Source organism: Mycobacterium sp. MS1601 (assembly GCF_001984215.1).
Classification (GTDB): domain Bacteria; phylum Actinomycetota; class Actinomycetes; order Mycobacteriales; family Mycobacteriaceae; genus Mycobacterium.
Genome location: NZ_CP019420.1, coordinates 3,343,913 through 3,370,397, shown reverse-complemented (window position 1 = coordinate 3,370,397; position 26,485 = coordinate 3,343,913). Strand labels below are relative to the sequence as shown.

The 26,485-nt window shown below is 65.3% G+C and carries 24 protein-coding genes and 1 pseudogene; 8 read left to right on the top strand and 17 right to left on the bottom strand.

Annotated elements, in window-relative coordinates; all coding sequences use genetic code 11:
* Positions 1-67 precede the first annotated feature (67 nt).
* Positions 68-2,887: an FAD-binding and (Fe-S)-binding domain-containing protein gene (locus BVC93_RS16420; RefSeq protein WP_083738402.1), complete on the bottom strand. Its 2,820-nt coding sequence runs from the start codon at positions 2,885-2,887 to the stop codon at positions 68-70.
* Positions 2,888-2,940: 53 nt separating this feature from the next.
* On the opposite strand from BVC93_RS16420, the gene BVC93_RS16415 reads away from it, so the two are divergent.
* On the top strand, positions 2,941-3,681 hold the full coding sequence (locus BVC93_RS16415) for a GntR family transcriptional regulator (RefSeq protein WP_083738401.1): 741 nt from the start codon (positions 2,941-2,943) through the stop codon (positions 3,679-3,681).
* 109 nt (positions 3,682-3,790) lie between these two features.
* Here the strand turns inward: BVC93_RS16415 and BVC93_RS16410 are convergent, their stop codons facing one another.
* From BVC93_RS16410 to BVC93_RS16355, 12 genes are all read right to left on the bottom strand, one after another.
* The gene (locus BVC93_RS16410; protein WP_083738400.1) at positions 3,791-4,732 is read right to left on the bottom strand and encodes a PDR/VanB family oxidoreductase; all 942 of its coding nucleotides are present in this window, start codon (positions 4,730-4,732) and stop codon (positions 3,791-3,793) included.
* Positions 4,732-5,721, bottom strand: coding sequence for an aromatic ring-hydroxylating oxygenase subunit alpha (locus tag BVC93_RS16405; RefSeq protein WP_083738399.1), 990 nt, complete (start codon positions 5,719-5,721; stop codon positions 4,732-4,734). Before BVC93_RS16405 ends, BVC93_RS16410 begins: the two co-directional genes overlap by 1 nt.
* Positions 5,722-5,735: 14 nt before the next feature.
* On the bottom strand, positions 5,736-6,446 hold the full coding sequence (locus BVC93_RS16400) for an ABC transporter ATP-binding protein (protein WP_192860009.1): 711 nt from the start codon (positions 6,444-6,446) through the stop codon (positions 5,736-5,738).
* Positions 6,436-7,251: an ABC transporter ATP-binding protein gene (locus tag BVC93_RS16395; RefSeq protein ID WP_083738397.1), complete on the bottom strand. Its 816-nt coding sequence runs from the start codon at positions 7,249-7,251 to the stop codon at positions 6,436-6,438. Before BVC93_RS16395 ends, BVC93_RS16400 begins: the two co-directional genes overlap by 11 nt.
* On the bottom strand, positions 7,251-8,243 hold the full coding sequence (locus BVC93_RS16390; protein ID WP_083738396.1) for a branched-chain amino acid ABC transporter permease: 993 nt from the start codon (positions 8,241-8,243) through the stop codon (positions 7,251-7,253). Before BVC93_RS16390 ends, BVC93_RS16395 begins: the two co-directional genes overlap by 1 nt.
* Positions 8,240-9,100 carry a branched-chain amino acid ABC transporter permease gene (locus tag BVC93_RS16385; RefSeq protein WP_083738395.1) on the bottom strand — a complete coding sequence of 287 codons (861 nt, stop codon included), beginning with the start codon at positions 9,098-9,100 and terminating at the stop codon, positions 8,240-8,242. The genes BVC93_RS16390 and BVC93_RS16385 overlap by 4 nt, the downstream gene beginning before the upstream one ends.
* 19 nt (positions 9,101-9,119) lie before the next feature.
* Entirely contained in the window at positions 9,120-10,325 is a 1,206-nt protein-coding gene (locus BVC93_RS16380; RefSeq protein WP_083738394.1) for an ABC transporter substrate-binding protein, read from the bottom strand.
* 189 nt (positions 10,326-10,514) lie between these two features.
* Entirely contained in the window at positions 10,515-11,378 is an 864-nt protein-coding gene (locus BVC93_RS16375; RefSeq protein WP_083738393.1) for a fumarylacetoacetate hydrolase family protein, read from the bottom strand.
* Complete coding sequence (locus BVC93_RS16370) at positions 11,375-12,844, bottom strand: amidohydrolase family protein (protein ID WP_083738392.1); 1,470 nt, start codon at positions 12,842-12,844, stop codon at positions 11,375-11,377. The genes BVC93_RS16375 and BVC93_RS16370 overlap by 4 nt, the downstream gene beginning before the upstream one ends.
* On the bottom strand, positions 12,841-13,695 hold the full coding sequence (locus BVC93_RS16365; protein ID WP_083738391.1) for an alpha/beta fold hydrolase: 855 nt from the start codon (positions 13,693-13,695) through the stop codon (positions 12,841-12,843). Before BVC93_RS16365 ends, BVC93_RS16370 begins: the two co-directional genes overlap by 4 nt.
* Positions 13,695-14,081, bottom strand: coding sequence for a RidA family protein (locus BVC93_RS16360; protein ID WP_083735666.1), 387 nt, complete (start codon positions 14,079-14,081; stop codon positions 13,695-13,697). The genes BVC93_RS16365 and BVC93_RS16360 overlap by 1 nt, the downstream gene beginning before the upstream one ends.
* Before the next feature lie 39 nt (positions 14,082-14,120).
* The gene (locus tag BVC93_RS16355; RefSeq protein ID WP_192860008.1) at positions 14,121-15,329 is read right to left on the bottom strand and encodes an FAD-dependent oxidoreductase; all 1,209 of its coding nucleotides are present in this window, start codon (positions 15,327-15,329) and stop codon (positions 14,121-14,123) included.
* 307 nt (positions 15,330-15,636) lie between these two features.
* Here BVC93_RS16355 and BVC93_RS16350 point away from each other — a divergent pair, with 307 nt between their 5' ends.
* The 3 genes from BVC93_RS16350 to BVC93_RS16340 all read left to right on the top strand — a co-directional run bounded on the left by BVC93_RS16350 (position 15,637) and on the right by BVC93_RS16340 (position 18,114).
* Positions 15,637-16,260, top strand: coding sequence for a cupin domain-containing protein (locus BVC93_RS16350; protein ID WP_083738389.1), 624 nt, complete (start codon positions 15,637-15,639; stop codon positions 16,258-16,260).
* 120 nt (positions 16,261-16,380) lie between these two features.
* Positions 16,381-17,358, top strand: coding sequence for an isopenicillin N synthase family dioxygenase (locus tag BVC93_RS16345; protein ID WP_083738388.1), 978 nt, complete (start codon positions 16,381-16,383; stop codon positions 17,356-17,358).
* A gap of 60 nt (positions 17,359-17,418) precedes the next feature.
* Entirely contained in the window at positions 17,419-18,114 is a 696-nt protein-coding gene (locus BVC93_RS16340; protein ID WP_083738387.1) for a GntR family transcriptional regulator, read from the top strand.
* A gap of 3 nt (positions 18,115-18,117) precedes the next feature.
* On the opposite strand, the gene BVC93_RS16335 is transcribed toward BVC93_RS16340, so the two are convergent.
* Together BVC93_RS16335 and BVC93_RS16330 are read right to left on the bottom strand one after the other, a co-directional pair.
* Complete coding sequence (locus tag BVC93_RS16335; RefSeq protein ID WP_083738386.1) at positions 18,118-19,068, bottom strand: antibiotic biosynthesis monooxygenase; 951 nt, start codon at positions 19,066-19,068, stop codon at positions 18,118-18,120.
* 3 nt (positions 19,069-19,071) lie between these two features.
* A pseudogene (locus BVC93_RS16330) lies at positions 19,072-20,474 on the bottom strand (amidohydrolase family protein).
* Positions 20,475-20,623: 149 nt separating this feature from the next.
* On the opposite strand from BVC93_RS16330, the gene BVC93_RS16325 reads away from it, so the two are divergent.
* Both BVC93_RS16325 and BVC93_RS16320 read left to right on the top strand, forming a co-directional pair.
* Complete coding sequence (locus BVC93_RS16325; protein WP_083738384.1) at positions 20,624-21,292, top strand: GAP family protein; 669 nt, start codon at positions 20,624-20,626, stop codon at positions 21,290-21,292.
* Positions 21,293-21,372: 80 nt separating this feature from the next.
* Complete coding sequence (locus BVC93_RS16320; RefSeq protein WP_083741092.1) at positions 21,373-22,503, top strand: GGDEF domain-containing protein; 1,131 nt, start codon at positions 21,373-21,375, stop codon at positions 22,501-22,503.
* Here the strand turns inward: BVC93_RS16320 and BVC93_RS16315 are convergent.
* Complete coding sequence (locus BVC93_RS16315; RefSeq protein ID WP_083738383.1) at positions 22,480-23,118, bottom strand: TetR/AcrR family transcriptional regulator; 639 nt, start codon at positions 23,116-23,118, stop codon at positions 22,480-22,482. The two genes, BVC93_RS16320 and BVC93_RS16315, sit on opposite strands and share 24 nt — an antisense overlap.
* A gap of 141 nt (positions 23,119-23,259) precedes the next feature.
* Between BVC93_RS16315 and BVC93_RS16310 the strand changes: the two genes are divergently transcribed.
* Together BVC93_RS16310 and BVC93_RS16305 are read left to right on the top strand one after the other, a co-directional pair.
* Entirely contained in the window at positions 23,260-24,426 is a 1,167-nt protein-coding gene (locus tag BVC93_RS16310) for an FAD-binding oxidoreductase (RefSeq protein ID WP_083738382.1), read from the top strand.
* Positions 24,427-24,459: 33 nt separating this feature from the next.
* Entirely contained in the window at positions 24,460-25,317 is an 858-nt protein-coding gene (locus BVC93_RS16305; protein ID WP_083738381.1) for an aldose 1-epimerase, read from the top strand.
* Here the strand turns inward: BVC93_RS16305 and BVC93_RS16300 are convergent.
* Entirely contained in the window at positions 25,314-26,372 is a 1,059-nt protein-coding gene (locus tag BVC93_RS16300; RefSeq protein WP_083738380.1) for a substrate-binding domain-containing protein, read from the bottom strand. The genes BVC93_RS16305 and BVC93_RS16300 overlap by 4 nt on opposite strands.
* Between the last annotated feature and the right edge of the window lie 113 nt (positions 26,373-26,485).

The window sequence follows — 26,485 nt, the reverse complement described above, 5'->3', positions numbered from 1 at the left end:
TCTCCTTGTCTGCGGCCCGTTCGAACGACCCGCAGACAGATAGCGGCGCCAGCAACTTCAGTGCCGCTTAAACCCTATCAGGCAGGCGTTCGGCCAATAGCTGCGCCAGATGGGTACCGTGGCGATCGGTCAGGTCGTCGAGCTGCGTGCGGCAGGAGAACCCGTCCGCCAGCACCACCGCCTCTGCCGACGCCGCCCGCACGGCTGGCAGCAACTGTTGTTCGGCCACCGCAACCGACACCTCGTAATGCCCCTGCTCCACCCCGAAGTTGCCGGCCAGCCCACAGCAGCCACCGAGTCGCGTCAGCTCGGCGCCGGCATCACGGAGCAGTTCGGCGTCGGGACTCCACCCCATCACCGAGTGGTGGTGGCAGTGCGGCTGGGCCACCACCTCGGTGCCGGCCATCGATGGCGGCTGCCATCCCGTGGCGGTCAACAGTTCGGCCAGCGTGCGCGTGGCTGCCCCCACCGCTTCTGCGCGTGCACCGCCCACCAGTTCGACCGCCTCCGAACGCAACACCGCCGTGCACGACGGTTCCATCCCGACCACCGGAACACCGCGGTCGACGCTGGGAGCCAGGGCCGCCAGGGTGCGGTCGAGCTTGCGTCGCGCGGTGTCCAGCTGGCCGGTCGAGATCCAGGTGAGTCCGCAGCATTCCTGACGCTCGGTCAGTCGCGGACGGTAGCCGGCGTCCTGCAGCACCCGCACGGTCGCGATCCCCACCTCAGGTGAGAAGTAGTTGGTGAACGTGTCGACGAACAGCAGTACCTCGTCGCCCGGGCCGCCGGCAGGGACGTTGCCTTTGAACCACGACCGGAACGTCTGGGGTGCGAACGCCGGAATGGTCCGGCGATGATCCACCCCGGCGACAGCCAGCGCGGCGGATCCCACTCCGGGCACCTTCATGGCGGCGTTGGCCAGCTTCGGTGCCACCGCGGCCATCTTCGCCCAGCGCGGCAGCCAGCCGAGCGAGTAGTGCGAGGCGGGCCGGATGCGACCCCGGTAGCTCTGATGCAGCACCTCGGCCTTGTAGGCGGCCATGTCCACGCCGGTCGGGCAGTCGGACGCACATCCCTTGCAGGACAGGCACAGATCGAGCGCCTCATGCACTTCCGGGGAGCGCCACCCGCCGCGCACATCGGTTCCGTTGATCATCTCCTGCAAAACCCGGGCGCGGCCGCGGGTGGAGTCCTTCTCCTCCCGGGTGGCCTGGTACGACGGACACATCACGCCTCCGCTGCCGGTGTTGTCTGCACGGCACTTCCCGACCCCGGTGCAGCGGTGCACGGCCTGGGTGAAGTCGCCGCCGTCGTGGCGGTAGGCCAGAGCCAAGTCGCGGCGCAGCGCCGGCGCCGCCGGCACACGGAGATCGGCATCCAGGGGCAGCGGATCCACCACCACGCCGGGATTCAGCAGATTGTCCGGGTCAAAGGTGTGCTTGACGGCAGCCAGCAGGGCCAACGCGTCAGATGAATACATCAGTGGCAGCAACTCGCCGCGGGCACGGCCGTCACCGTGCTCGCCGGACAGTGATCCGCCGTAACCGGCCACCAACTCTGCCGCGGCGAACATGAAGTCGCGGAACACCTTTCGTCCACCGGGTCGATCCAGCGGCAGGTCTATACGGACGTGCATACAACCCTCGCCGAAGTGGCCGTATGGCATGCCGGTGACCCCGAAGTCGGCCATCAAGGCATCGAAGTCACGCAGGTAGTCCCCAAGCCTGGCCGGCGGAACCGCCGCGTCTTCCCAGCCGGCGTGCGCAGGCCGATTCTGCGGGCTGCGCGCCGCCAGACCTGCGCCGTCGGTGCGGATCTGCCACAGCGTCGCCGCTCGCACCGGATCCTCGACCACCAGTGAATCGACCGCACCACAGGAGCTTCCGGTTTCCTCTGCCCGTCGCAGCGCTTCCTCCACCGTGTCGCCGACGACCTCGACGAACACCCACGCCGCACCCGCCGGTAGCGGGGGCACCGCACCGTCACCCTTACGCTCGCGGACCACGTCCACGATCCGGGAGTCGATACCTTCGCACGCCGTCGGCCGGTGCGCCAGGATCGCCGGCGTGGCGTCCCCGGCCGCAGCGATGTCGGGGTAACCCAGCACCACCAGCATCCGGTGCGCCGGTTCATGCACCAGGTTCACCGTCGCCTCTGTACACACGGCCAGGGTTCCTTCACTGCCGACCAGCAGCTTGGTGACGTCAAACCCGTTCTCCGGCAACAGGTGTTCCAACGAGTAGCCCGATACCTGGCGACCGAAGGTGCCGAACTCGGTGCGGATGGTGGCCAGCCCGGCGCCGATGACCGACGACAGTGCGTCCAGAGTGGGCGACTGCGCAGACGGTAACCGCAGATCTTCCCCCCTGGCCGTCAACACGCGCATGGCGGTCACGTTGTCCGAGGTTCGGCCATAACCCAAAGCCCTTGAGCCGCAGGCATTGTTGCCGATCATGCCACCGATGGTGCAGCGGGACAGCGAGGACGGATCAGGACCGAACCGCAGCCCGAATGGTGCCGCCGCCTTCTGCAGAACCGACTGCACCACCCCAGGCTGGACGACGGCAGTACGCGTGTCGGGGTCGACGGACAAGACCTTGTTCATGTATCGGCTGAAGTCCATGACCACCCCGGCGCCCACCGCGTTGCCGGCGATGGATGTGCCGCCACCGCGGGCCGTGACGGGCACATTCTGCCGCCGGCACACCTCGAGAACGGCAGCCACCTCATCGTGATCGGCAGGGCAGACCACCGCGGTGGGCGTGACCCGGTACAGCGACGCGTCCGACGAGTACACAGCTCTGCTGGTGCCGTCGATCCGTACATCTGCGACACCGGCCGCACGCAGTTGGGCACGCAGGGTCTCCGCCTCGTCCATTCCTAGCATGCTACGTCATTCGTAGCATGCTAGGAAGTGGAGATTATTGCTACAGTGCGCAGATGGCCGAAGCCGACCTCGAGCTGGCACCCTTGCCCCACGCGGAAGGCAGGCGCGCTGAGCAGGTCATGGAGGCCGTTCGTGCCGCACTGGATTCGGGCGTCATGCGCCCCGGTGTGAAGTACTCGGTGTATCAGTTGGCCGATGCCCTCGGCGTCTCCCGGACCCCGGTGCGCGACGCCCTGCTACGGCTGGAAGAAGTCGGCCTGATCCGCTTCGAAGCCCGTCAGGGTTTTCGGGTACTACTCCCCGACCCCCGGGAGATCGCCGACATCTTCGCTATCCGCTTGGCGCTCGAGGTTCCCGCAGTCGGTCGGGCGGCCACGGTGTGCGACACGACGCTGGCAGCCCGGCTACAGCAGCGAATGGAGTTGCTGCACGCCGCCGCGGCGGCCGGCGACGAACGGACCTTCGCCCACCACGACCAACTCCTGCACGACCACATCATGGAGGCCGCGGGCAATACCCGGGCCAGGACCATCGTGCGGTCCATGCGCGAGTCCATCCGGCTACTCGGCGCCACCACCACCGACCGCGCCCGCACCGTGCACGACATCGACGCCGAGCACCACCCCTTCGTCGAAGCCGTCATGGCGAATCAACCGAAGGCGGCCATGGACGCCATGCGCCACCATCTCACATCGACATGCAAAATCCTTGTCGCACAGTCGATTAACGATCAGAACTCACCCCTGGACGCCGACGAGCTGTGGGCCGAGGCGGTGCAGGGACACGGCGGCTGAGCGTCGAAGGACGGGGTGATCGTGGACATCATCGCCGAAATCGACCACGACCCACTGGCGGGCCACACCCCGCCCCGACGTGCCACCGCCCTTCGGACCCACCCGGGAGTCAGGGCGCGTCGATGTCCAACACCAGCCGCGGGCAGGCTGCCCTGGACACGCAGATCAGCATGGCGCCGCCGGCCCGCTCGTCATCGGTGAGCGCCGTATCCCAGTGTACCACTTCGCCGTCCAGAACAGCGGTCTCGCAGCTGCCGCAGCTGCCCTCCTCGCAGGAGTAGAGGACATCGGCCCCCGCGTCGAGCACCGCCTGCAGCACCGTCTGGTCTGCGGCCACCTGCACCACCGGGCCGCCCAGCCCCAGCTGCACCTCGAAGGCCTGATCACCGTGCTCCGATGCCGCCACACCATCGCCACCAAAGCGTTCGAAATGGAAGCTGCCGGACGCCCAACCCTCGACAACCTCGCCGACAGCATCGATCAGCCCAGCCGGACCGCAGACGTACACCGCGGCCCCTACCGATGGCGACAGCACCGCACTGACGTCCATCCGGCCCAGCTCGTCTTCCGGAATCACCTGCACGGCGCCGCCGAACGCCTCGAGTCGCTCCAGGAACGCCATCGATGACCGAGACCGCCCGCCGTAGACCAGCCGCCAGGGCAACCCGGCCGCGGCCACGGACTCGATCATCGGCAGCAACGGGGTGATCCCGATACCACCGGCGACAAAGACATACTCCTGCGCCGGTTGCAGCTCGAACTTGTTGCGCGGCCCGACAAGGGTGAGTTGGGTTCCCACAGTGAGCTTCTGGTGCACCTCCTCGGAGCCACCACGGCCATCCTGCTGGCGCAGGACAGCGATGGTGTACTCCCCCTGCGCGTCAGCCGGCCCGCACAGCGAGTACTGGCGGATCTGACCTGACGGCAACACCACGTCAACGTGCGCTCCAGGCGTCCACGCCGGCAGCGTCGGGCCGTGCAGTCGCAGGATCACCACATCGGTGCCCACGGTCACCCGATCGACCACCTGAACCCGGTGAAGATCGGCCATCAGGCCCCGTACGGTCCGGAGACCTCGACCTTGGCCAGCGAGGCCAGGCGCTGACGGTAGAGCAGGCTCGCCGAGTCGGGCACCTTGATGTGCAGCTCCTCGCGCAGTGACTCCGGAAGCTGTTCGGGCCGCTGGCTTTCCACGATCACGCGATCCTGCTCCATGATCTTGTTGGTGAAGTCGCCGAACTTGCTGTCGGGGTCGTCGTGGCTGTGGTTGCGCACGATGAAGACGAACAGCTCGGTGGTCTTCGCCGTCTGCGGCGAGGTGAACTGGGTGATGATGGTCTCGCGACCGGTGCCCACCTCGATCTTCTTCAGATGGATGGTGAACGGGACCACCAGGGTGTACTCGTAGCGCACCAGCTGAGACCCGCCTGCGCCGTAGAGATCGCTGGGCTCTTCCTGTTCCAGCCAGTAGTGCAGGCCGTCCTCGCGCTTCTCCACGACGTAGGGCGCGATCTCGGCGTTGTCCTCGGTGCCCAGCAGCCCTTCGTGGACGTACGGGAAATGCGAGAAGTCCATGAAGTTCTCGACGGCGCGGGCGGCCGAGGTCTGCCAGATCTCGTTGTAGCTGATGAACGAATGCCAGCCGGGCTGGTCGTAGATGTCACCCGGGAAGTCGGGCACTCCCAACTCCGGGTCATCGACGGCAACCCAGATGAGGCCGTAGCGCTCCTGCACCGCGTACTTGTACGCCTTGGCCGCGGCGGGAATGGCGGTGCCTTCGGGCCGCGAGGGGATGCGCACACAGGCGCCCTCGCGGTTGTACTGCCAACCGTGGTACGGGCACACCAGCTTGCCGTCACGCACCCAGCCCAGCGACAGCGCCGCACCACGGTGGATGCAGATGTCGCGGAACGCCGCGACGTTGCCTTCGTCGTCGCGGTAGGCAACCACGTAGTCATCGAGCAGGGTGAAGCGGCGAGGCTGTTCTGCCACCCGCTCCGAGGTGGTCAGCGGATGCCAGAACCGGTTGAGTCCGTTCATTTCAGCTCATTTCGTCAGGTGTGGGCGCCGAAGAACAGTTCTTCGAGAGCCCCCTCAGCGAGAAGTTCGGCCGCGGGAATGGGTGCGGCCAGGTTGCCGTCGGCCATGAAGTGCACCTTGTCGACGGCGGGCAGACAGATGCGGGGATGTTCTTCGATCACCCACAGCACCCCGGCCCCCTCGTCACGTAACCGCAAGATGTCGTCGATCCGTTCCTTGACCACGATCGGCGCCAGTCCGGTCGTCGGTTCGTCGAGAAGCAGGAGCGACGGGCGTCCCAGCAGCGCGCAGGCGATGGCCAGCATCTGGCGCTCACCGCCGGACAGGGTGCTGGCCGCCTGCTTCTTGCGCTCCAGGAGTCGCGGGAACCGGTGGTAGATGGATTCCGACTCACGACGCAGGTCGGCTGCCGATCCCCGCCAGGAGACCTGGAGGTTCTCGGCCACTGACAGCTCGGGAAACACGTTGCCGCGCTGGGGAACATAGCCCATGCCGCGTTCGGAGATCTTGGTCTGCGCAAGGGTGCTGATGTCGTCGCCGGCAAAGTGGAGGCTGCCGCCTTTCAGCGGCAACGACCGCGCAATTGCCTTCAGCAGGGTGGTCTTGCCCGCCCCGTTGGGGCCGACGATGGCTACGATCTCACCCTCGGCAACCTGCAAGCTGGCGCTACGCACCACCTCGAGGTTGCCGTAACCCGCCGCCAAGTCGCGTACGTCAAGCAGCACCGGCTTCCTCCTCCGCTCCGCCGAGATAGATCTCGCGCACTCGTGGGTCGTTACCGATTTCCTCGGGGGTGCCGGAGGCCACGACGGCTCCGTACTCCAGGACGTGAACGGTGTCGGCCAGTTCCAGGACGAAGCCCAGGTTGTGGTCGATCACCAGCACGCCGATACCGTCGTCGGCGATACCGCGGATCAGTCGCGACAGCGTACGGATCTGGTCGACGGCCATGGCCGCGGCCGGTTCGTCGAGCAGCAGCATTTTCGGCCGCATCGCCAGCTGACGCGTGATCTCCACCAGCTTGGCATTGCCCGGTGACAGATCGGAACCCGGCACGTCGGCCAGTCCTTCGATTCCGGCCTTGGCCAACAGCTCTCGTGCCTGCTCCATGGCCTGCTGACGCATCTGCTTGTCACGGCGCCACCGCAGGAACGGGCTCCACGGGTTGCTCAGGCTGTGCCCGACGATGGCGATGGCGATGTTCTCTGCCACCGTCATCGACGGGAACCCGATAGGCGTCTGGAACGTCCGAACCACGCCGGCGCGGGCAGCCTTGTGCGGCACCAGCCCGGTCAGGTCGACGTCGCCGAACGTGATGGTGCCGGTGTACGGGGTACCGAAGCCGGAGATCACGTTGAACAGCGTGGTCTTGCCGGCCCCGTTGGGGCCGATCAACGCGGTGACCTTGGTGCTGTCGATCGCCAGGTTGACGTTCTGCACCGCCTTGACTCCGCCGAACTGCTTGTTGACGTCCTTCAACGTCAGCATCGGCGGGTCGGTCTTCTGTGTCGGGGATGTGTCGTTCGACATCAGGCTGCGCCTCCCTTGACTGCCGCTGCGCCAACCGGCTTCAGACGTTTCAATTCCCCGGAGATGTGCCGGGCTCGGGCGAATGATCCACGTTCGGTGAACAATCCGCCCGGCCTCCACCGCAGCACGACGATCAGCAGGATGCCGACCAGTGCGGGCTGAACCGCCGAGAGCAGGTGCGCGTGCGCCGGCGACACCTCGATGAGCCGGACGGCCTCGCTGGCGCAGGTGAGCAGCAGAGCGCCGACCACCGGGCCGATCCGGCTGCCCAGACCACCGATCACCAGTCCGGCCCAGATGGTGAAGGTGAGCGTGGCGCCGAAGGTCGACGGCACCAGGGCACCGAGGAACCATACGAACGCCGGGGCCACGAAGAACCCGACCAGCAGTCCGACAAACGAATACGTGGACATCCGAAGGGTTTTCACCGAGGTACCGGTGGCCATCGCCAATGGCTCGTTGTCACGCGCGGCACGCAGGGTCATGCCGTAGACGGATCCGGCGACCCGCGAGCAGATCAGGAACACCACCACCGACATCACGATGGTGATGCCCAGCAGCACAAACGGGTACGCGTCGAAGCGGAACGCCGCCTCGAACGGGCGCTTGACGAACGTGATGCCGAAAGTACCGCCGGTGAAGCCCTTGCCGATGATGATGAGCTGCCGGATGATCTCGGCGAACGCAAAGGTGCTGATGAGGAAGTACTCACCGCGCAAACGCAACGCGGGCCAGCCGATCAGCGCCGCGATCAGCGCCGTGATGATGCCTGCACCGATCATGCCACCCAGCACCGGGAGTCCGAGACCGGGCACCATCGCGTCAGGTGCGGAGGTCAGCAGCACGTAGCTGTAGGCACCCACAGCGATCAGGCCGGCAACGCCCAGATCCCACATACCGCCCCAGCCCGCTTCGAGGTTGAGCAGCTGGGTGGCCATCGAGTACACCACCGCCAGGGTGAGCACGGTGGCCAGGAAGGACATCGAGATCATGCGACGGCCTCTTTTCGAGCGGCGAAGGAGAACAGACCCTGAGGCCGCACGATCAGCACCGCGATCAGCAGCGCGAAGGCGATGACAGGGCGGAACGCCGTATCCACCACCAACGCACTGAGATCCATCACGATGCCGAGCAGCATCGCCGCGGCAACCACACCCAAGATGTTGCTGACACCACCGAGGACGGCGGCGGCCAGCACCAGCAGGATGTAGGTCCAGCCCGCTTCGGCGGATGTCGAACCGAGGATGCCCATCATGATGCCGGCAATGGCGGCCAGGCCCGAGCTGAGGGCCCACACCACTGAACTGATCTGGTTGGTGGGCACACCACGGATCTGGGCAAGCTCCCGGTTGGACGACACCGCACGGATGCTGCGCCCCACCGAGGAATGGGACAAAAGCAGCCACAGCCCAGCGGTGACCGCTGCGGCGACGAGCAGTAGGACGATCTCACCGGGGGCAATCATGAACGGCCCGAACTGTTGTGCGGATCCGAGTGAGATGTCGAAAACCTTGATGTCGGCACCGAACACCACCAGCATCACCGCGTAGGTGAGAAACGCCAAGCCCACCGAGGTGAACAGCATGACGTTCGCGCCCTGCGCCTTGATCGGGTCGAAAAGCATCTTGCCGCAGATGACGCCGATCGCGGCGGTGATCAGCACGGCGATGGGCAGTCCGATCCAGGGGCCGAGCTGCTGGGCCAGGGTGAGGCCCAGCAGTCCGCCCAGGGCCATGAACTGGCCGTGTGCTGTGTGCAGGAACCGCTCGGTGTTGCGCAGGAGCGCGAAACCCGACGTGGCGACTGCCAATACAGCACCGGTCAGCAGACCGAAGAAGAGATTCTGCATGGTGGTGGGTATCTCCCGGTCAGGGACGCAGCGAGGGGTCGACGTCGACGGATTCGCCGACCACCCATTCGCCGTCCTGCACGGTCATCTTGGACAGCACGGGCGAGAGCAGGTTGCCGTACTCGTTGAGGTCCAGCGAGCTGGAGGCGCCGTCGTAGTCGATGTCCTCGCCGCGGGCCAGGGCTTCCTTGCCTTCCTTGAAGGAGTAGACCTTGGTGCCGGGAGCGCTGGCCACGTCGATGATCTTGGAAGCCACTGCCGGGCCGTCGGTGGACTGCGCCGCTTCCATGGCCAACGCGAACAGGATGTACTGGTCGTAGTTGTTGGCATCGTACATACCTGGCTCAGGGGCGTGGCCGCTCTTCTCCATCCACCGCTCGGCGAAGGACTTGTACGCAGGAGACTCGGTGTCGAACGCAGTCAAAACCGCTTGCAGCTGATCGGCATTCGGCATTGCCGCGATCTCGTTGGTGATCAGGTCGGGCGAGACGAAGATCGGTACGTCGTAGCCGCGGCGGTCGATCTCACGCAGGATCGGGATACCGGCCTCGATACCGGCAGCGACATAGAGCGCGTCAGGGTTTCCTTCGAGGGCGCGGGCGATCTCACTGTTGTACGACGACGCGCCCGGCTCGATGGTGACGTAATTGACCTCTCCACCGGTGCGCTCGAACGCCTCGCGAGCCACCTCGGCGGGACCCGAGGCACCCTCGGTGTTCTGCACGATCATGCCGAGCTTCTTCACGCCACTGTCGCGGGCCACCTGCGCCACGATCAGGCCGGCGTCACTGTCGGAAGCCGTGATGCGGAAGGAGTATTCGCCTCCTCGTTCGTCCAGGAAGGGCGTACCGCAGGACGGGCAGATATTGGGCAACTGACGCTGCTGGATCTGGTCGAACAACGCCACCTGGCCGTCCGACTCCAGGCTGCCGAGCACTGTGATGCCGCTGGAGGTGGTGAGCTTCGAGAAGCCCGACACCGCGCCGTCGACTGTGGAGCGCGTGTCCTCGGTGATGAGCCGCACCGGGGTGCCCATCACGCCGCCTTCGGCGTTGATCTCGTCGATGGCCATCTGGGCCGGTTCGATGGTGGAGCTGGCCCACGGTGCGTAATCACCAGTGACACCGAGCATCTGGCCGAAGACGATCTCGTCGCCCGGCGCTCCTCCCCCACTGCCGCCGGCCTGGTTGCCACCTTCGGCACAGCCCGCCAGTAAAACTCCCACAGACAGCGCCGCCCCAGCGCAATCATGTTCTTCTTCACAGTGGTCCCTTCAGTTGGTGAGTCCCGCGATGGTTTGCCCGCTGATGCGGTGAGGCTGGGCCCGTCGTGGACCAGCCCATTTAAGCTGCATTGAGTTCTGACTAAGTTGCACTGAAGTTACGGCGATGTTGACTGTTAACTGTGGTCCAAGTCACTCGAATTGGATCCGGGTGCGGAGGGTGCCTAGGCCGGTTGCGGTCACCTCCACCAGATCTCCGTCGGCGAGGAACTGCGGCGGCAGGAAGCCGATGCCGACGCCGGCGGGTGTGCCGGTGGCGATGATGTCGCCGGGTTGAAGGGTCATGACGGCGGAGATGGTGTGGATGAGGGTGGGGATGTCGAAGATCAGGTCGGCGGTGTTGGCCTTCTGCCGCAGTTCACCGTTGACGGTGCACGTGATGACCGTATCGTCGAGGTTGATCTCGTCTTTGGTCACGGCCCACGGCCCCATGGGTGCGAAGTTGTCGGGGGATTTGCCGAGGAACCACTGTTGATGGTCGCGTTGTAGGTCTCGGGCGGTTAGATCGTTGACCAGGGTGTATCCCCAGACATGTTCCAGGGCTTTCTCTTTGGTGATGTGGCGGCCGCCGGTGCCGATGATGACGGCGAGTTCTGCTTCGTAGTCCAATTCGTGGCTGAGGTTTTCGGAGACGGTGACGCGGGTATCAGGGCCGGTGACCGACGAGGGGGCTTTGGTGAAGATGATCGGGAACTTCGGGATCACCTGGGCGGCGCCGGAATCGTAGCCGCTGCCGGCGAATTCGGCGGCGTGCTCACGGTAGTTTTTGCCGACGCAGAAGATGTTGCGCCGCGGCAGCGGGAACGGCGCACCGAGTTCCACGTCGTCGACGTGGTGGGTCTGACCGCGCCGTGGCGCGGCAGCGACGCTGCCTTCTTCGACGAGTGCCAGCACACCCAGGGTGGGATCGCTGCTGTGCACTTCGAGGATGGTGTTGTCGTCGGTGAGCTGGCCGACGGCCCACTGGTTGCCGTGGCGGAAGTGGACGTATTTCATTCTGCTGCAGGGCCTTCCCCGTTGAGGTTGGCGGCGGTACCGGCGGCGGCGAGCGCTCCGAGTTTTTCGGATTTGCGGACGTCGTTGACGACGTCGTGGCGTTGCTCGGAGGTCCAATCCAACTGCGTCTTGGGTTGCGGAGCGCCGTGGTAGACCCGCTCGTAGGACAACACTTCCCAGCCGTACTCATGCGGCAGATAATCATTACGCATAAAGCGGTCGCGGATGTCGTCCGGGAAGGTCTGCACCTCCCCGTTGAGGATCACCGTCTCAACCTTCCCGGGTTGATATAGGACCCGGATATCGGCCACCGGATCCCCATCGACGATGAGGATGTCGGCGAGCCTGCCTTCTTCCAGGACACCCACGTCATCAGGCAGGTTCACGGCATTCGCACCGTGTTTGGTGCCGGCTTGGATGGCTTCCAGGCTGGTCATGCCGGTGTAGAGCATGAGCATTTCGAGTTCGCGGGCGTGCCACACCCCGTACGGCACCGTCGCAAAACCACTGTCGGTGCCCATGGCGAATTTCACGCCGGCGGCGTGGGCGCGGTGCAGGGTTTCCTGGGTGGCGTCGTTCATCCGCTTCGTCGCCTCCACAATCGAGGGACGATTCCGGGAGATCTCGGCGAACTCCACGATGTGATGCATGAACAACTGCGTCGGCGCCAACGGAATCCCACTCGCCGCGAGGTTCTCGATGGTGGCATCAGACATGTAATTGCCGTGCATGATGTGATCGAACCCGGCGTTGACCGCGGCGTTCATCTCGCCGTCACCGCGGGCGTGGATGGTGATCTTGAGTCCGAGTTGATGAGCGAGGTCGGCGCACATCTTCAACTCATCATTGGTGAACGCCTGAAAATCCCCATACGGAGAATCCGCCAGTTTGATCAGATCCACCCCGGCCTTGGCCTGGCGGCGGATCTCGTCTTTCATCGCATCCGCGGTATTGGTCAACTTCCCGATACTGGATTCCGGGTTGCCGGTCGCATCGGGAAACCAGTCGGTCAACCCATTGCTGGTGGTCAGATAGCGGCCGGCCGAGGTCATCCGTGGGCCGTGCACCAGTCCGCGTTTGATGCCTTCGCGCAGCCCGACCCCGATGAAGTAGCTCCCGCCCGGCTGGGAAAACGACGTCACCCCCGCCGACAACACTTTTTCGACGTTCGCGGCGGCGATCAGGGTCCGCAGCTCTGGTGGGGTATAGATCGAGATCTCTTCTTCGGTGCGGGCCAGGCCGTAGGTCATGTGGCAGTGCACATCGATCAGGCCGGGCATCACCGTTTTGCCGCGGGCATCAATCCGGGTCAGGGTGGCCCCGCGGGGGATGTCGGTCTCGACATCCACCGACCCCATTTTCACAATCCGCGCATTACGCACCAATACCGCGCAGTCGGGGATCGGTGGGTTGGCGTCCCCGTCGATGACGGTGCCGTTCTCGATCAACAACCAACGCTCACTCATCGCAGGCCCTCCTTGATGGCGAATGCGGACACGACCTCGGTGAAGGTGTCGGGGTCTTCGAAGTAGGGGGCGTGACCGCAACCGGGCATGACCACAAAATGCGAGCCGGGCAGCAGCTCATGGGATGTCTGACCCATGGGCAGCGGGGTCCACTTGTCGTTCTCGCCCCAGACGATCAGCACCGGCATATCCGGGCGTTGGGACCGCAGCCGCTGATCTTGGCGGTCGTCGTTGGCTTCGGTATTCAGCAGCGCTGCAGCAGCACTCAACGCTGCGGTGGCACCGGCGGAGGAGTTGATCATCGACTCCTCGCGCACCCAGGCGTCGGTGATCATCGCCGGATCCGACACCAGGAAGGCGAACTTGGTGCGGATCGCGTCCTCACTGCCGTTGGAGACGTTCTCTGCAGCCACCTTGTTCTCCTCGGGCAGCTCGGCGATGCCCATGGTGCCGATGAGCACCACGGCGGTCACCAAATCCGGGCGGTCGCAGGCGATCCGGGCCGCCACCTGGCCACCGAGGGACGTCCCGGCGATCACCACATCGGCCAAGCCGAGTTCGTCGAGCACGGCGGCGATGAACTCGGCGAAACCGCGGGGCCGGTAGTCGATGCCGTCGAACTTGTCGGCGAGCCCGTGCCCGGGGAAGTCGATGGCGTACACATGGAATCCGGCGTCCACCAGACCGGGAATCACCGGGATGAAGCGGTCAGCCCGCGATCCGACGCCATGCAGGCAGATCAACGGTGTGGTGCCACCGTGTGATTCCACCACCCGGGTCCGAATACCGAGAGCCGTCACCGGATAGGAGATCACCTGATCCCGGCCGTAGCTGAAGGGTTTGCCTGCCATCAGGCACCGGTCTTGGGTTGCGCCAGCGCCTCGATCTCGACCACGAACTCCTCATGCACCAGACCCGCCACCACCAACAGCGTGTTCGGTGGATACACGCCGGACGGATAGATCTCGGCGAAGACCTCCTTGCGGACCTCCATGAACACCGGGATGGTCTCCCGACCCACCACAAAGGTGGTGAACTTCACCACATCGTCGAATCCCAACCCGGCCGCGGCCAGGGCCTTGCCCACGTTCGCGAACGCACCACGAACCTGTCCTGCGGGGTCCAGGTCGTCGGTACCGAACTGGCCGGCCACCGCAACCAGGCCGTCGGCAATCGACACCGGCGAGTAGTCGCCGAAGGACCCGATGCCCTCGATGCTGGGGATGTAGTTGATCATGGGAGTGCTCCTCGTCGGGCTGGTAACGGGATAAGGGGGTCAGACGGTGGTGGGCAGCGCGACTGCGGTGCTGGCGTCGTACTCGTGGATCCAACGGACGTTGTTGTAGAGGTTCTTGAACGTCGCGTCGCGGACCGGGATCTCGGGGCCGGCAGGCAGGTGGAACAACCGGTTGCTGACCCACGAAATTTTCTGCACTCGCTGCGCACGATCCATTCGCAGATCGCAGTACCGCTGCAAACGCTGCGCCTGGCTGGCCTCACTGGGCTCGGCCAGCAGATCAGCCAGGATGATCGCGTCCTCCACACACTGGTTGGCGCCCTGGCCGTGGTGCGGCAGCAGGCCATGAGCGGCGTCGCCCAGCAGCACCACGTTGTCCTTCACCCAAGTGGGCATGGGGCCGACACCGAACAGTCCCCACCGCTCGTCGGGCGCAGCGGCGTTGATCATCTCAGCGATCGCCGGGTGCCAATCCAGGAACGGTGCCACCGCATCCTGCGGGGTACAGCTGACCCGGGAACCAGAGGGGTTGGTCCAGATCTTCGGGTCCTCCACGACGGCCAGGAAGGTGGCGTGGGTGTAGTCGGGACCGATCGGGAAGTGCAGAAAGTGCTTTCCGTCGCCGACCCAGAACTGAGTGGCCGTCGGATCAGGCAGCTCCTTGAGGTCAGCCAGCGGCACCACGCCACGGAACCCACTGGTCTTGGAGAACATCGTGTAGTCCAGGCCGTCGTACATCCAGGACCGCACCACCGAACGGATACCGTCGGCGCCCACCACCAGGCCGGCATCGGTGCTGCTGCCGTTGGCCCACCGCAAGCGGGTGACACCGGCGTCGACACGCTCGATACCGACCAGCCGGTGCCCCAGATTGATCGTCCCAGGCTTCACCCGATCGGCGAGGATCTTCTGAAAGCTCCTGCGGTGGATCCCGTAGTAAGGAGCACCGAATTCGTTGCGGTACCAGTTGTTCTCCGTCAGTTCGTGCCGAATGATGTCGGTGCCATCGACACCGTCACGGATGATCAACTGAGTCGGCTCAGAACCGAACTCAGCCAACTCCTCCTCCAAACCCAAACCATGCAACAACCGAGTCGCGTTCGACCACAACGCCACCCCCGCACCCACCTCATCAAGAGACTCAGCCGCCTCGTAAACCTCCACCTCGATCCCAACGCGCTGCAAGGCCAGAGTGAGCACCAACCCACCAATACCCGCACCGACAATGACGATCTTGCCTTCAGACACCAAGACTCCTTGTTGTGAGGCCGTGCTCGCAGACGCTGACGGCCGACGCCGGACAGACGCTGTCGGCGTGTTACTCATTGCCGGCCCCTTGGGGGTCATCCCCAAGAAGTTGAGTCAGACTGTAATCACGATCGGGGACCAAAGCCCCTGGAATACTGTAAAAACTTCATTACGACTGTGACCACCAGGCAAATCCGCAGGTTGAAGGGGACGACTGGTTGAAGTTGTGACAGGCTTACCCCGGCAGTGCACAATGCAGTGACAGTCAGATTGAAGGGATCTGCGGACATCAGTTTTGGGGGCGTACATGACGTTGGAGAGCACGACACCCTTGGGTGGGCCAGGCTCGCCACAGTCGATCTCGGAGATCGCCACGCGCCGGCTGGGTTCGGAGATCCGGCGCAACCGGATCGAGAAGGGACTCACCCTCGTCGACATCGCCGCCTCCACCGGCCTGAGCGTGTCGATGCTCTCCATGCTCGAGCGCGGCAAGACCGGGGTGTCGGTCGGCTCCCTGGTCGCGGTGGCCTCGGCCCTTGGTGTCGCGGTCGGCGATCTCTTCCACCCGGCCTCCACCCCGGACTCCTCACTGGTGCGTCTGGACGAGCAGCCACGGCTGGCGATCGGCCCCGGTGTCACCCGCCGGATCATCCAGCGCAGCCGCGAGCACGGCCTGGAAGTTGCCGCCCTGCAACTGGAACCGGGTGCGCATACCGGTGACGAGTTCGTCCGCCACGAGGGCCAGGAAGTCGTGACCGTGCAGACCGGCGAACTCACCGTGCACATCAACGACGACACTTTCGAACTCGGCGAGGGCGACTCGATCCGCCTGGACGCCGAATCGCCACACCGGTTCGCCAACAACAGTGCCGCGATGTCGCACGTGCTCCTGGTCGTCCGACTGCCGGCACATCAACAGTACGGTCACTGATTTCGAGAAGTGCTGCCTGACAGCACCTCTCGAAAGGCAATCAGCCGATCGAGGTGCGCTTCCAAAGATTATAATATAATCTGATTCCCGAACGTCCCATCTGAAAGGATCGAAGCTCCCGTGACCGCCACGCTCAAAGCCGGCCCCGGCGCCATCCCTGTGATCGACGTCCGCGCCGGCGAACCCGCCATCGACCAGACTGTCGTCGACGAATTCGGTTCGGCCTGTGCAGATCTCGGCTTCCTCGTGATCGGCGGGCATGGCATCGGCGACGATGTGATCACCCCGATGCTCGAAGCCACCCGCACGTTCTTCCATCTACCGACGGAGGCAAAGGAGCGCTACCGCTCCCCCTTCGACAACCAGTTCCGCGGTTTCACCGCCAAGTCGCGCTACCAGGACGGCCCACCGGATCTCAAAGAGGGTTTCCAGGTGTCGCTTTTCGACACCGCTGACGATATGCGTACCGCCGGCTACAGCGAAGAATTCGCCGCCGAGTTCGAACCCAACATCTGGCCGGGCGAACCGGCTGACTTCCAGAATGCTTGGCGCACTTACCTCGACCGCGTCCGCGACCTGGGTGACTACCTGATGCGGATCGCCGCCCTGGCGCTGGATCTCCCGGAGAACTGGTTCGAGGACAAATTCTCGCGACAGAGTTCGTACCTCCTGGGCAACTACTACCCGGCCCAGGACTCCGCACCGCTGGCCGGACAGCAACGCCTGCACGCACATACCGACTTCGGGGCCTTCACCATCTTGTACCAGGAGAACGACCTGGGTGGGCTCGAGGTCCTGCGTCGAGATGGCTCTTGGCTGCGGGTACCGGCAATCCCCGGCACCTTTATCGTCAATCTCGGTGACATGCTTGCCAATTGGACCAACGACCGCTGGGTTGCCACCATGCACCGCGTGCGCAACACCGAGGAAGCCGAAGCTGGTTCCGAACGGATCTCCGTGCCATTCTTCCAGCATCCCAACCTCGACGCGATCATCGAGACCATCCCCACCTGCCTCGAACCCGGTGAAGCACCCAAGTACGCCCCGATCATGTGGCGTGACTGGGGCAAGCACCGGATGTCCGAAGTCAAGAAGTAGCCGTTCGCTCACCGCGTCAAGACCGAGCCCGCACCTGGCGAGCGCATTTATCATACGAAGATGCCTGCCACCGAGAACCTCCGGCGCCCCAGGGACAAGGCTCCTGACGCCGGGGCCACCACCGTCACCCAGCGACTGGTGACGGCGCTGCGGGCTCGCATCCTGTCCAACGATCTGGAGCCCGGCTCCCGGATCGTGGTCGACGACATCCGGCGGCGCTACAGCGTGTCTCACATCCCGGTCCGGGAAGCGCTGCGATCGCTGGAGGGCGAAGGGCTGATCCAGAACGTGCCCAATCATGGCGCACGCGTCACGGACCTCAGCGCCGCAGAGATCGACGGACTCTACGACCTGCGATTGATTCTGGAGACCGCGCTGATAGCACGGTCATGCACACAAAGGTCGGCTGCCGACGTCGAGGTGGCACGGCGTGCGCTGGAGGCGATGTCGGACCTGGATCCGGCGACCGATCCAGTGGCCTTCCAGAACGCCCATCGCGATTTCCACGCCGCGCTCGTCCTGCCCGCCACCACGGTGGTCTCGCGGCGCACCCTCGAACCGGTCTGGCAGGCCGTGCAGCGCTACCTGGTCCGGATGTACCGCCACCCGGTGGTGGCCCCCCGCGGTGTGGTGGAGCATCAACAGATCTTCGACGCGTGGGCGGCCGGCGATCAGCAGTGTGTGGAACTGCTGCGCCACCACCTCGACGGCGGCCGCACCCAGATCGCGGAGAGCCTGGCCGACGACGCGCCCTGACGGTCAGGTGTTGTAGTCCCAGTACTGCAGCCAGTGCACCGTCGAAAACAGCGCCAGCGTCACCGCGTATCCGGCCAGCACCACGACAGCACCCAGCACACTGATCCGAGTTCCTCTGCCGTCCACTGGATCCAGCCATCGGGTGAACGGCCGGGTGGCCCACGGCATCAGCCACCACTGCATCAGCGAGATACTCAGCACCTGGCTCAGCCACAGTGCCAGCCAGGGCTGTGCGCCCCACCCGTCGAAAACCGGTCCCACGAAACGCGACAGCAGCATCACGGTCGGATAGAGCACCAGCAGCACCATCATGGCCGACTTCCAGTTCGGCGTCATCAGGGTACGGCCGTTCTCGATGCGCACGGTGGTCGCGAAGGGGGTGGTGGAAGTCAGCGGAGCGAACTCTGTGGTGAGCGCTCGACGCATCGGAGCCAGCGCCGAGGCCCGCTCGGCCGAATCACTCCATACACCAAGCTGTTCGGCCGTGCGGTATCGCACCATTGACAACCACTCGTCACCGGCGACGGGCGGAAACAGCCCGGCACCTTCGAATCCCGGGTACTCGGCGCTGGCTTCGTTCAGTCCGCGCTGCGCTGCCACGAACTCGTCTTCCTTGCCCTCGGCGACCACCTGTCGGAAGGCCCCGACCCCGGTGGGTGCGGGTTTGCCGTCCACCATCACGATGTCCGTGGTCCGCAGGCGGTATCCCCGGTCCGAACCGTTGCGCAGAGACCCAGCTCGCTCAGTGCTGTCCAGCCAGGCATGCAGCAGGTCTTCGTCCTCGAAGGTGATGGCCACCGCCCAGTCCAATTGCCTGCTGGTGTGCAGTGAGGCACGTCCGGACCGGAACCCGTCGGCGGCCTGCGCGCACGCGATCAACTCGGCGGTCCACGCGTCGAAAGCCGAACCGTCGGCCGCCGGGTGGAACACGCTGACAACGATGGCAGCGGTCATGTGCTAACCCCCCGACACCCGCCTGCCGCGCACGTAAACTTCGGCGATGGCGTCCTCGCGCAAACCCATGAGCAACGCGAAAAGCAGCTGGTCCCGTGCCATTTCGGGTTCATGAGAGCGCACGCCGTACCGTAGCGCCGCATCGAGTGCCGGCACTCGGGCGGATCCACCACCACCAGGTCGGCCTCCTTGCCGACGTCGAAGTTACCGAAGCGGTCCTCCATGTCCAGAGCCCTGGCACCGGCCAGAGTGCCCAAGAACAGCATCTCGGCGGGATGCATGGATACTCCGTCGTCGCCGGGTTCGCTGATGTGCACCTTGAACGCATCGCCCAACACCCGCGGTATCAGCCATTCGTCGCCGCCGCCGAAATCGGTTCCGGCGGCGATGTTCACCCCCGAGGCCACGGTTCTCTTCCACGGCATGGTGCCCGACCCGAGGAATAGTTGGGACACCGGGCAATGCGAGATGGAGGTACCGGTCTCGGCCATCCGCGCCAATTCCCCGTCCTGGCAGTGCACAGCGTGGGCCAAGATGGTGCGCCGACCCAGCAGGGTCTTGCCCCCCACTGCCGACCCCGGCAGGAACTTGCCATCGTAGGTGTCCAGGTACGAGTCCACCTGGTAGCTCTCGATCACGCTGGCCACTTCACCTGTGCCCGGGCGGTTGTTCTCGTTGAGATGGGTGTGCACGTAGACACCGCGGTCGCGCACCGAGTCATACAGTTCGCCAAGGCTTTTCAGCGTCTCGACGGTGACCGACAGGGAGAATCTCGGAACGATGGCCACGTGCAGCAAGGCTGTGCCGACGTCACCGGTGTCGGCGGCGTGCCACTTGTCGATCTCTTCACGGGTCAACCGGATGGCGTCATCCTCCGAGGTGATCAGCGCGGCGGCCGAGTCCGGCCCCACGGTCTGGATACCTCGGCCGCTCACAATCCGCAGCCCTCGCTTGTGGGTCTCGGTGAACAACGCGTCCTGAGCGTGCGGGAACGCCGAACCGAACACCATTGCCGCGGTGGTGCCCGCCGCAATCCGGCGGTCACAGAACTCGACGGCCGCTCGCTGGGCGAACTCCGGATCGGCGAAGCGGGACTCCGCGGGGAAAATACAGGAATTGAGCCACTCCAGAAGCTGGCCGCCGCCGTAGGAGTCCCCGGAGTAGGTCTGCGGGAAGTGAATGTGGGTGTCCACGAAACCGGGCAGCAGGAAGCCCGGCCGGTGATCGTGCACCTGAGCCAGCCCGTCATCGTCGGGCAGATCGGAACGCCGTCCGCAGAAGGTGATCCTGCCGTCGTCGTCGACCAGCAGAGCACCATCGGGTATGGAGACCAAGGCCTCGGCCGCAGCGTCCACGGCTGGGTTGCCGCCGATGTGCAGGATGTGGCCGAGATGAACCTGACTCACAAGCACTCCCCTGTTGCCGACGGTGCCCGCAGACTACCGACTCCCGGGATGCTCCGCAGTGCCGTATCAGCAAACCGATTCACCAGCTGTTCCCGCACTGGACCGCGATGTCATGCGCGAACGTCGACGTCATTCGCTAGTTTCATGGCGTGGCTAACAGCTGGGGCTCAGCGCTGGCGGAACTGATTCCGCTCTCGATGGTGGTGGCGCTGTCACCGCTGTCGATCATTCCGGCCGTACTGGTGCTGCACACGGCCCGGCCGAAACCCACCGGTCTGGCGTTCCTGGCTGGGTGGATGGCGGCCTTGGCGGTGTTGACCTCGCTGTTCGTCGGGATTTCCGGCCTGCTCGGCGGAATGGGCGGTCAGCCTCCGGCGTGGGCCTCCTGGATCCGGATCGTGGTGGGTGCCGCGCTGATCGTGTTCGGCATCTTCCGCTGGGTGACGCGGCACAGCAGACCCCACGAGATGCCGGGGACCCGGCACATCGCCGAGGCCGGACCGGCCAAGGCATTGGTGATCGGCGCCCTGCTCACAGTGGTCAACCCCAAGGTGCTGTTCATCTGTGCGGCCGCGGGCCTGGCGATCGGTACCTCCGGCCTCGGCGCGGGCATCCCTGCTGCCGTCGTCGTTTTCGTTGTGTTGGCCGGGTCCACCGTGGCGCTGCCCATCCTGGCGTACGCGGCATGGGGGTCGAAGCTGGATCCCGCGCTGGCGCAGGTGAAGGCCTGGATGGAGAAGTACAACGCCGTTCTGGTGGCGGGCATCCTGGTGGTGATCGGCGTCATGGTGCTCTACAAGGGGATTCACGGCCTGTGAGCCGGCTGGCCGGCACACCCCTGTTATTGTCGCGGCGGTAGAAATGGATGGCGGGGGCCGTGCTTCTGGAGAAGGCCACGATGGATCGCCTCAGCCACCGGTGGTGGCAGCACCCCGACCAGTTCGACTGGTTCACCGCCTACATCAACGACCGCGGGTTGCAGACTCAGTGGCGGACCACCACCGTCATCTTCACGTTCGCACTGGCGGCGGTACCGCTGGCCCTGTTGCTCAGCCCCGCGGGCCCGAACAGTGCGGTCACCATCACCATGTCCCTGGTCGCCTCCGTCGTGGGCGTGGCAGGCGCGTTGCTGTGGCTGCGACGGTGGCCCACCCGACGGCAGTCGACGGCGTTCGCCGGCCTTGCGTCAGCGTCGATCGCCGCTTCATGCTCGGCCCAGTCCGACCCCTACACGGCGTTGATGGGCTGCACCACGTTCGCTGTCATCGGCGGGTTTGTCGCGCACTTTCACACTCTTGCCCTGGTGAGTTTCAACTTCGTCATCGCCATGACATGCGCCACTGTCTCCGCGTTCCGCCTGCTGACGGACACCGGCGATATCGCCATGACAGCGTCGGCGGCGCTCATCGTCCTCGGCCTCAACGTCGGGGTGCCGTTTGGCATCCACTCGCTGACGCACGCACTGCGCACTGATTTGCGCACCTCGGGACACGACCCGCTCACCGGCCTGCTGAACCGCCGGGCCTTCGGGCACACCGCCTACGAACTGCTGGTCCGCGACCACGGCGACGGCAGCGCCTGCATCGTCGTCCTACTCGTCGACCTGGACAACTTCAAGAACCTCAACGACACCCGCGGCCATGCCGCCGGCGATCAGGCGCTGGCCGCGGTGGGTACGGCCCTGCGCGAACAATGTCCCGAGACCGCGGTGATCGGCCGTGTCGGCGGCGAGGAATTCGTCATCGTCGACATCGGTGCCGTCGGAGATCCGGCGGTGCTCGCCGAACGCCTACGGCAGGCCATCGCCGACATTCCGTTTCCGATCACCGCCAGCATCGGCACCGCCAGTGCGCCGTTCAACCGCTGCGCCCCCGACACCCACATGGCCACTCTGGATGCCCTCATCCGTGCCGCCGATGTGGCGATGTACATCGCCAAACACTCTGGTGGAAACCAGGTTCACCATCACTACGGCCAGGTGTCGGGCACCTCGGCCACGGACGGCTCAGGGCCGATACCCGTCCGGTAGTTCCAGTTCGTCGACGTCGGCGGTGAGATAGCGCTGAACGCTGGGAGCGATCATACGGACCGCCTCCTCGGTACTGACCTCAGCCAACGGTCCCACCCGCACGATGTAGCGCAGGAAGACCGTGCCGATCATGTTGGTGGCGGCCAGCACCGCTCGCAGGCTCGTGTCCGGGCCACCACCCAACGCTCCCGACACCGTCGTCAGCACGTAATCCCGCATGAAGTCCCGAAACGCTTGATTGGCATCGGAATTCGAGGTCGCCGACGCCAGCATCGCGACCATGCTGGCGCCGGTGTCCGGGTCCTCCCAGATGCCCAAATAGGTACGCACCAACCGGGCGCCCAGGTCCTCCTGCGAGCCTGCGGCGATGGCATCGACAAGTCTGCGTGGGTCGATGATCAGCCGCATCGCCTCACGGAACAGGTGGTCCTTGGAGCCGAACAAGTACAACACCATCGACGCGTCCACGTGGGCATCGGTGGCGATTTGACGCAGGGTCGTCTTGTCGTACCCCTGTTCGGCGAAGCGCTGTTTGGCTGCAGCCAACACCGCCTCCCGGGATACCGGGCCACCTTGGCGGCGGCCGCGTCGCTTTGCCTCGGCAGGTGAGGGCATATCTGCCACGCTAGCATTTCAATATGCGTTGAAAATATTCCACGACGCCCCCTACGCTGCCCAAACAATTCACCCATAAATGAAAAGGCGGTTCCGGTCTGGGTCGCTGGTGCCGTCAGCGCACGGCCTAAAATCGCCCGAGTGGGCCTGGAAGATCGCGAAGCACTCGCCGTGCTGCAGGCCGCCGTGGACCCGATGACTGCATCCGACACGATGATCGGCCGCTTCTACACCACCTGGTTCGCCATCGACCAGTCGGTGCGCGACATGTTCCCACCGGATATGGCCGGACAGCGTGCGGTCTTCACCCACGCCCTGCACTGGCTGCTCGGCGAGTTCATCGCCCAACGCGCCGAGGAGCCCGTGGCGTTCCTGGCCCAACTCGGCCGTGACCACCGCAAGTACGGGGTGGCGCCCAAGCACTACGAATCGCTGGCCCATGCGCTGTACGCCACCTTGAGCAGTGAGCTCGGTTCGGCATGGACACCGGCCGTCGAGGATGCCGCCCGGCAAGCCATCAACCTGATCGGCGGTGTCATGAGCGGTGCCGCTGCCGCCGAGGACGGTCCGGCGTGGTGGGAGGGGACCGTGGTGGAACACCACCGCGTCTCCCGCGACCTGGCCGTCGTCCGGCTCCATCTGGACCGGCCCATGGACTACCACCCCGGCCAGTACGTGAATATCGAAGTGCCACAATGGCCCCGGCGCTGGCGGTATCTGTCGCCCGCCATTCCCGCGCAGCCCGACGGCGGCATCGAGTTCCACGTTCGGGCAGTTTCGGGAGGCATGGTCAGCGCCGCAGTGGTGGAGGAGACACGCCCGGGGGCCCGCTGGCGGATGTCCAGCCCCCACGGCGCCATGGAGGTCGATCGCGACGCAGGAGACGTGCTGATGGTGGCCGGCAGCACCGGACTGGCCCCGCTGCGGGCCATCATCATGGATCTGTGCCGATTCGGGGTGAACCCCCGCGTGCACCTGTTCTACGGTGCCCGCTACCCCTGTGAGCTCTACGATCTGAAGACACTGTGGGAGATCGCCTCCACCAACCCGTGGCTGTCGGTCACCCCGGTCTCCGAATACGACACCGACCCGCCGTGGGCCTGCGACTACCCGGACCCGCAGCCGCCCCGCGGCCTGCACGTCCGGCAAAAGGGTCTGCTACCCGATGTGGTGACCCGCTACGGCGGTTGGGGCGACCGCCAGATCCTGATCTCCGGCGGCCCCACGATGGTGTCCCGCGCGCGTGCCGCGCTGATGGCCAAAGGTGCTCCCCCACAGCGTATTCAGCACGATCCCCTCGGAGGCTAGGAGCGCCCGAGTCACCGTACTAAGCTCAGGAACGTGCACATCGTCACCCTCACCGACGGGCCCGTATCGGCGCAGTTCGTCCCCTGCGCAGGCATGATCGGGATCTCGCTCACCGACAACGGCGTCGAACTGCTGGGCCAGCGCCGCGGCCTCGACACCTACATCTCGGCAGGTAAGACCATGGGCCTACCGCTGTTGTATCCGTGGGCGAACCGGTTGAGCGTCAACACCTTCGCCGCGGATGCAGCAGGCGTGCGCACCGACGCCAACGGCCTGCCGATCCACGGGCTGCTGGCCGCTCACCCGGACTGGCAGGTACTCACCGAGTCTCCCGGCGAGCTGCTGGCCCGCTTCGACTTCGCTGCGCATCCTGAACTGCTGGCCAGCTTCCCGTACCCGCATACCCTGGACATCGCGGTGACGCTCGCGGCCCGCACCCTGACGCTGCGTACCACCGTCACCGCCACTGGTGAGGTCGCCGTGCCGCTGTGCTTCGGTTTCCATCCGTACCTGCAGATACCCGGCGTTCCCCGCGCGCAATGGCTGGTCGAGACGCCGGCCCTGCGGCACCTGCCCGTTGATGAACGCGGACTTCCCACCGGCGAATCCACCGGTCAACCCGCGGCGCAGCAGCTTCTGGGCGACACAGGCTTTGATGACGGCTACGACCAGGTGGGCGACGGGTCGGTGTTCGCGGTGTCCGCGGGCGGCCGACGCATCGAGGTGCAGTTCCTCGAGGGCTACCCCGCCGCCCAGATCTTCGCACCGCCGGCGGAGGATCTGATCTGTTTCGAGCCCATGGCCGCCCCCACCGACGCCCTGACCCGGGGTGGGTACCGAACTGCCGTGCCGGGAAGCCCGGGGGTGGCGTCCTTCTCCATCATGGTCTAAGCCGCGGAGATCCTTTCTCGCACTTCGAAATCCAATCCAACGGCCTCGGCCACATAGATGTCCTGCGCCATGTGGTTGCCGCGCATGGTCACCTCTCCACGCGGACTGAGATAGGTGAGGTTCTGCGCCGCGCTGGTCAGATCGGCGATGTCCAGAGACCCGGCCCGGCTCGCGAGCATGATCAGCAGTGTCAACGCCTCGTAACAGGACTCACCGATGCTGTTGAGCGCCGGCGCCGCCGGACCGAAGTGGCTGTAGTAGTGCGAGGCGAAATCCATACTCGACGTGGTGTTGAGCGCCTCGAAGTAGCCCGCCGCCGCGAAAAGCCCGTTGTTGCTTTCACTTCCGCTGGCCAGCAGCATGTTCTCCTCGACGTGCGGGCTGAGCCGGGGAACCACCGTGCCCAAGCCCGTCGCCGCGAACTGCCGGTTGAACGCCACGCCGTCGCCGCCCACCAGTAGCAGCACCACTCCCGCCGCCCCGGTCTCTTCGACCTGCCGGATGGCGGCACTGAAATCTTGTGTTCCCAAGGGAACGTAGATCTCGTCGAGTAGTGGCCTGCCCGCCGCACGCGCGTGCAGGCGTGCCGCCGAGCCCGTCTGCCTGGGCCAGATGTAGTCGTTGCCGATCAGGATCCACCGGTCGATGCCGTACTCGGTGTGCATCCAGTCCATCGCCGGAAGCAGTTGACGCGACGGGGTTTCACCGGTGAGGAACAGCCCGGGGGTGTGCTCTCCCCCTTCGTAGAGTGGCCCGTAGACGTAGGGCACCCGGTTGGCGGTAACCCGCGCGATGGCTTGACGCACCGGCGAGATGTGCCAGCCGGTGACGGCATCGATCAGGCCCTGGTCGAGCAGCCGTGCGATGTCGGCGGCCACCACCTCCGGCGCGCGACTGCCGTCCACCACCCGCAGCCGCACCTGCCTGCCGAACAGACCGGTGGTGGCATTCAGATCGGCGATCGCCAGTTCCGCGCACGCCTCACACGAGGGGCCGTAGATTCCTGCTGACCCCGTGCGGGGAACCACCAGCGCGATGTCGACGCTTGCGTCCATCGTTGCGCCTTCCTGCCGCCCGGCCAGAACCGGGATAGTGGCACGCTACCGGCCACCCGTTACCGCGATATTGCACAACTGTTCTGGCGGTGAAAAAGTTGCAATCCGGCAGT

Bases quoted from the DNA above. Each gene is read 5' to 3' on its own strand.
- BVC93_RS16315 (WP_083738383.1), bottom strand. From the start codon at position 23,118: ATGCCCTCACCTGCCGAGGCAAAGCGACGCGGCCGCCGCCAAGGTGGC.
- BVC93_RS16300 (WP_083738380.1), bottom strand. From the start codon at position 26,372: ATGGACGCAAGCGTCGACATCGCGCTGGTGGTTCCCCGCACGGGGTCA.
- BVC93_RS16320 (WP_083741092.1), top strand. From the start codon at position 21,373: ATGGATCGCCTCAGCCACCGGTGGTGGCAGCACCCCGACCAGTTCGAC.
- BVC93_RS16350 (WP_083738389.1), top strand. From the start codon at position 15,637: ATGACGTTGGAGAGCACGACACCCTTGGGTGGGCCAGGCTCGCCACAG.
- BVC93_RS16385 (WP_083738395.1), bottom strand. From the start codon at position 9,100: ATGCAGAATCTCTTCTTCGGTCTGCTGACCGGTGCTGTATTGGCAGTC.
- BVC93_RS16410 (WP_083738400.1), bottom strand. From the start codon at position 4,732: ATGGCCGATCTTCACCGGGTTCAGGTGGTCGATCGGGTGACCGTGGGC.
- BVC93_RS16395 (WP_083738397.1), bottom strand. From the start codon at position 7,251: ATGTCGAACGACACATCCCCGACACAGAAGACCGACCCGCCGATGCTG.
- BVC93_RS16420 (WP_083738402.1), bottom strand. From the start codon at position 2,887: ATGCTAGGAATGGACGAGGCGGAGACCCTGCGTGCCCAACTGCGTGCG.
- BVC93_RS16340 (WP_083738387.1), top strand. From the start codon at position 17,419: ATGCCTGCCACCGAGAACCTCCGGCGCCCCAGGGACAAGGCTCCTGAC.
- BVC93_RS16370 (WP_083738392.1), bottom strand. From the start codon at position 12,844: ATGAGTGAGCGTTGGTTGTTGATCGAGAACGGCACCGTCATCGACGGG.
- BVC93_RS16360 (WP_083735666.1), bottom strand. From the start codon at position 14,081: ATGATCAACTACATCCCCAGCATCGAGGGCATCGGGTCCTTCGGCGAC.
- BVC93_RS16365 (WP_083738391.1), bottom strand. From the start codon at position 13,695: ATGGCAGGCAAACCCTTCAGCTACGGCCGGGATCAGGTGATCTCCTAT.
- BVC93_RS16335 (WP_083738386.1), bottom strand. From the start codon at position 19,068: ATGACCGCTGCCATCGTTGTCAGCGTGTTCCACCCGGCGGCCGACGGT.
- BVC93_RS16390 (WP_083738396.1), bottom strand. From the start codon at position 8,243: ATGATCTCGATGTCCTTCCTGGCCACCGTGCTCACCCTGGCGGTGGTG.
- BVC93_RS16405 (WP_083738399.1), bottom strand. From the start codon at position 5,721: ATGAACGGACTCAACCGGTTCTGGCATCCGCTGACCACCTCGGAGCGG.
- BVC93_RS16375 (WP_083738393.1), bottom strand. From the start codon at position 11,378: ATGAAATACGTCCACTTCCGCCACGGCAACCAGTGGGCCGTCGGCCAG.
- BVC93_RS16415 (WP_083738401.1), top strand. From the start codon at position 2,941: ATGGCCGAAGCCGACCTCGAGCTGGCACCCTTGCCCCACGCGGAAGGC.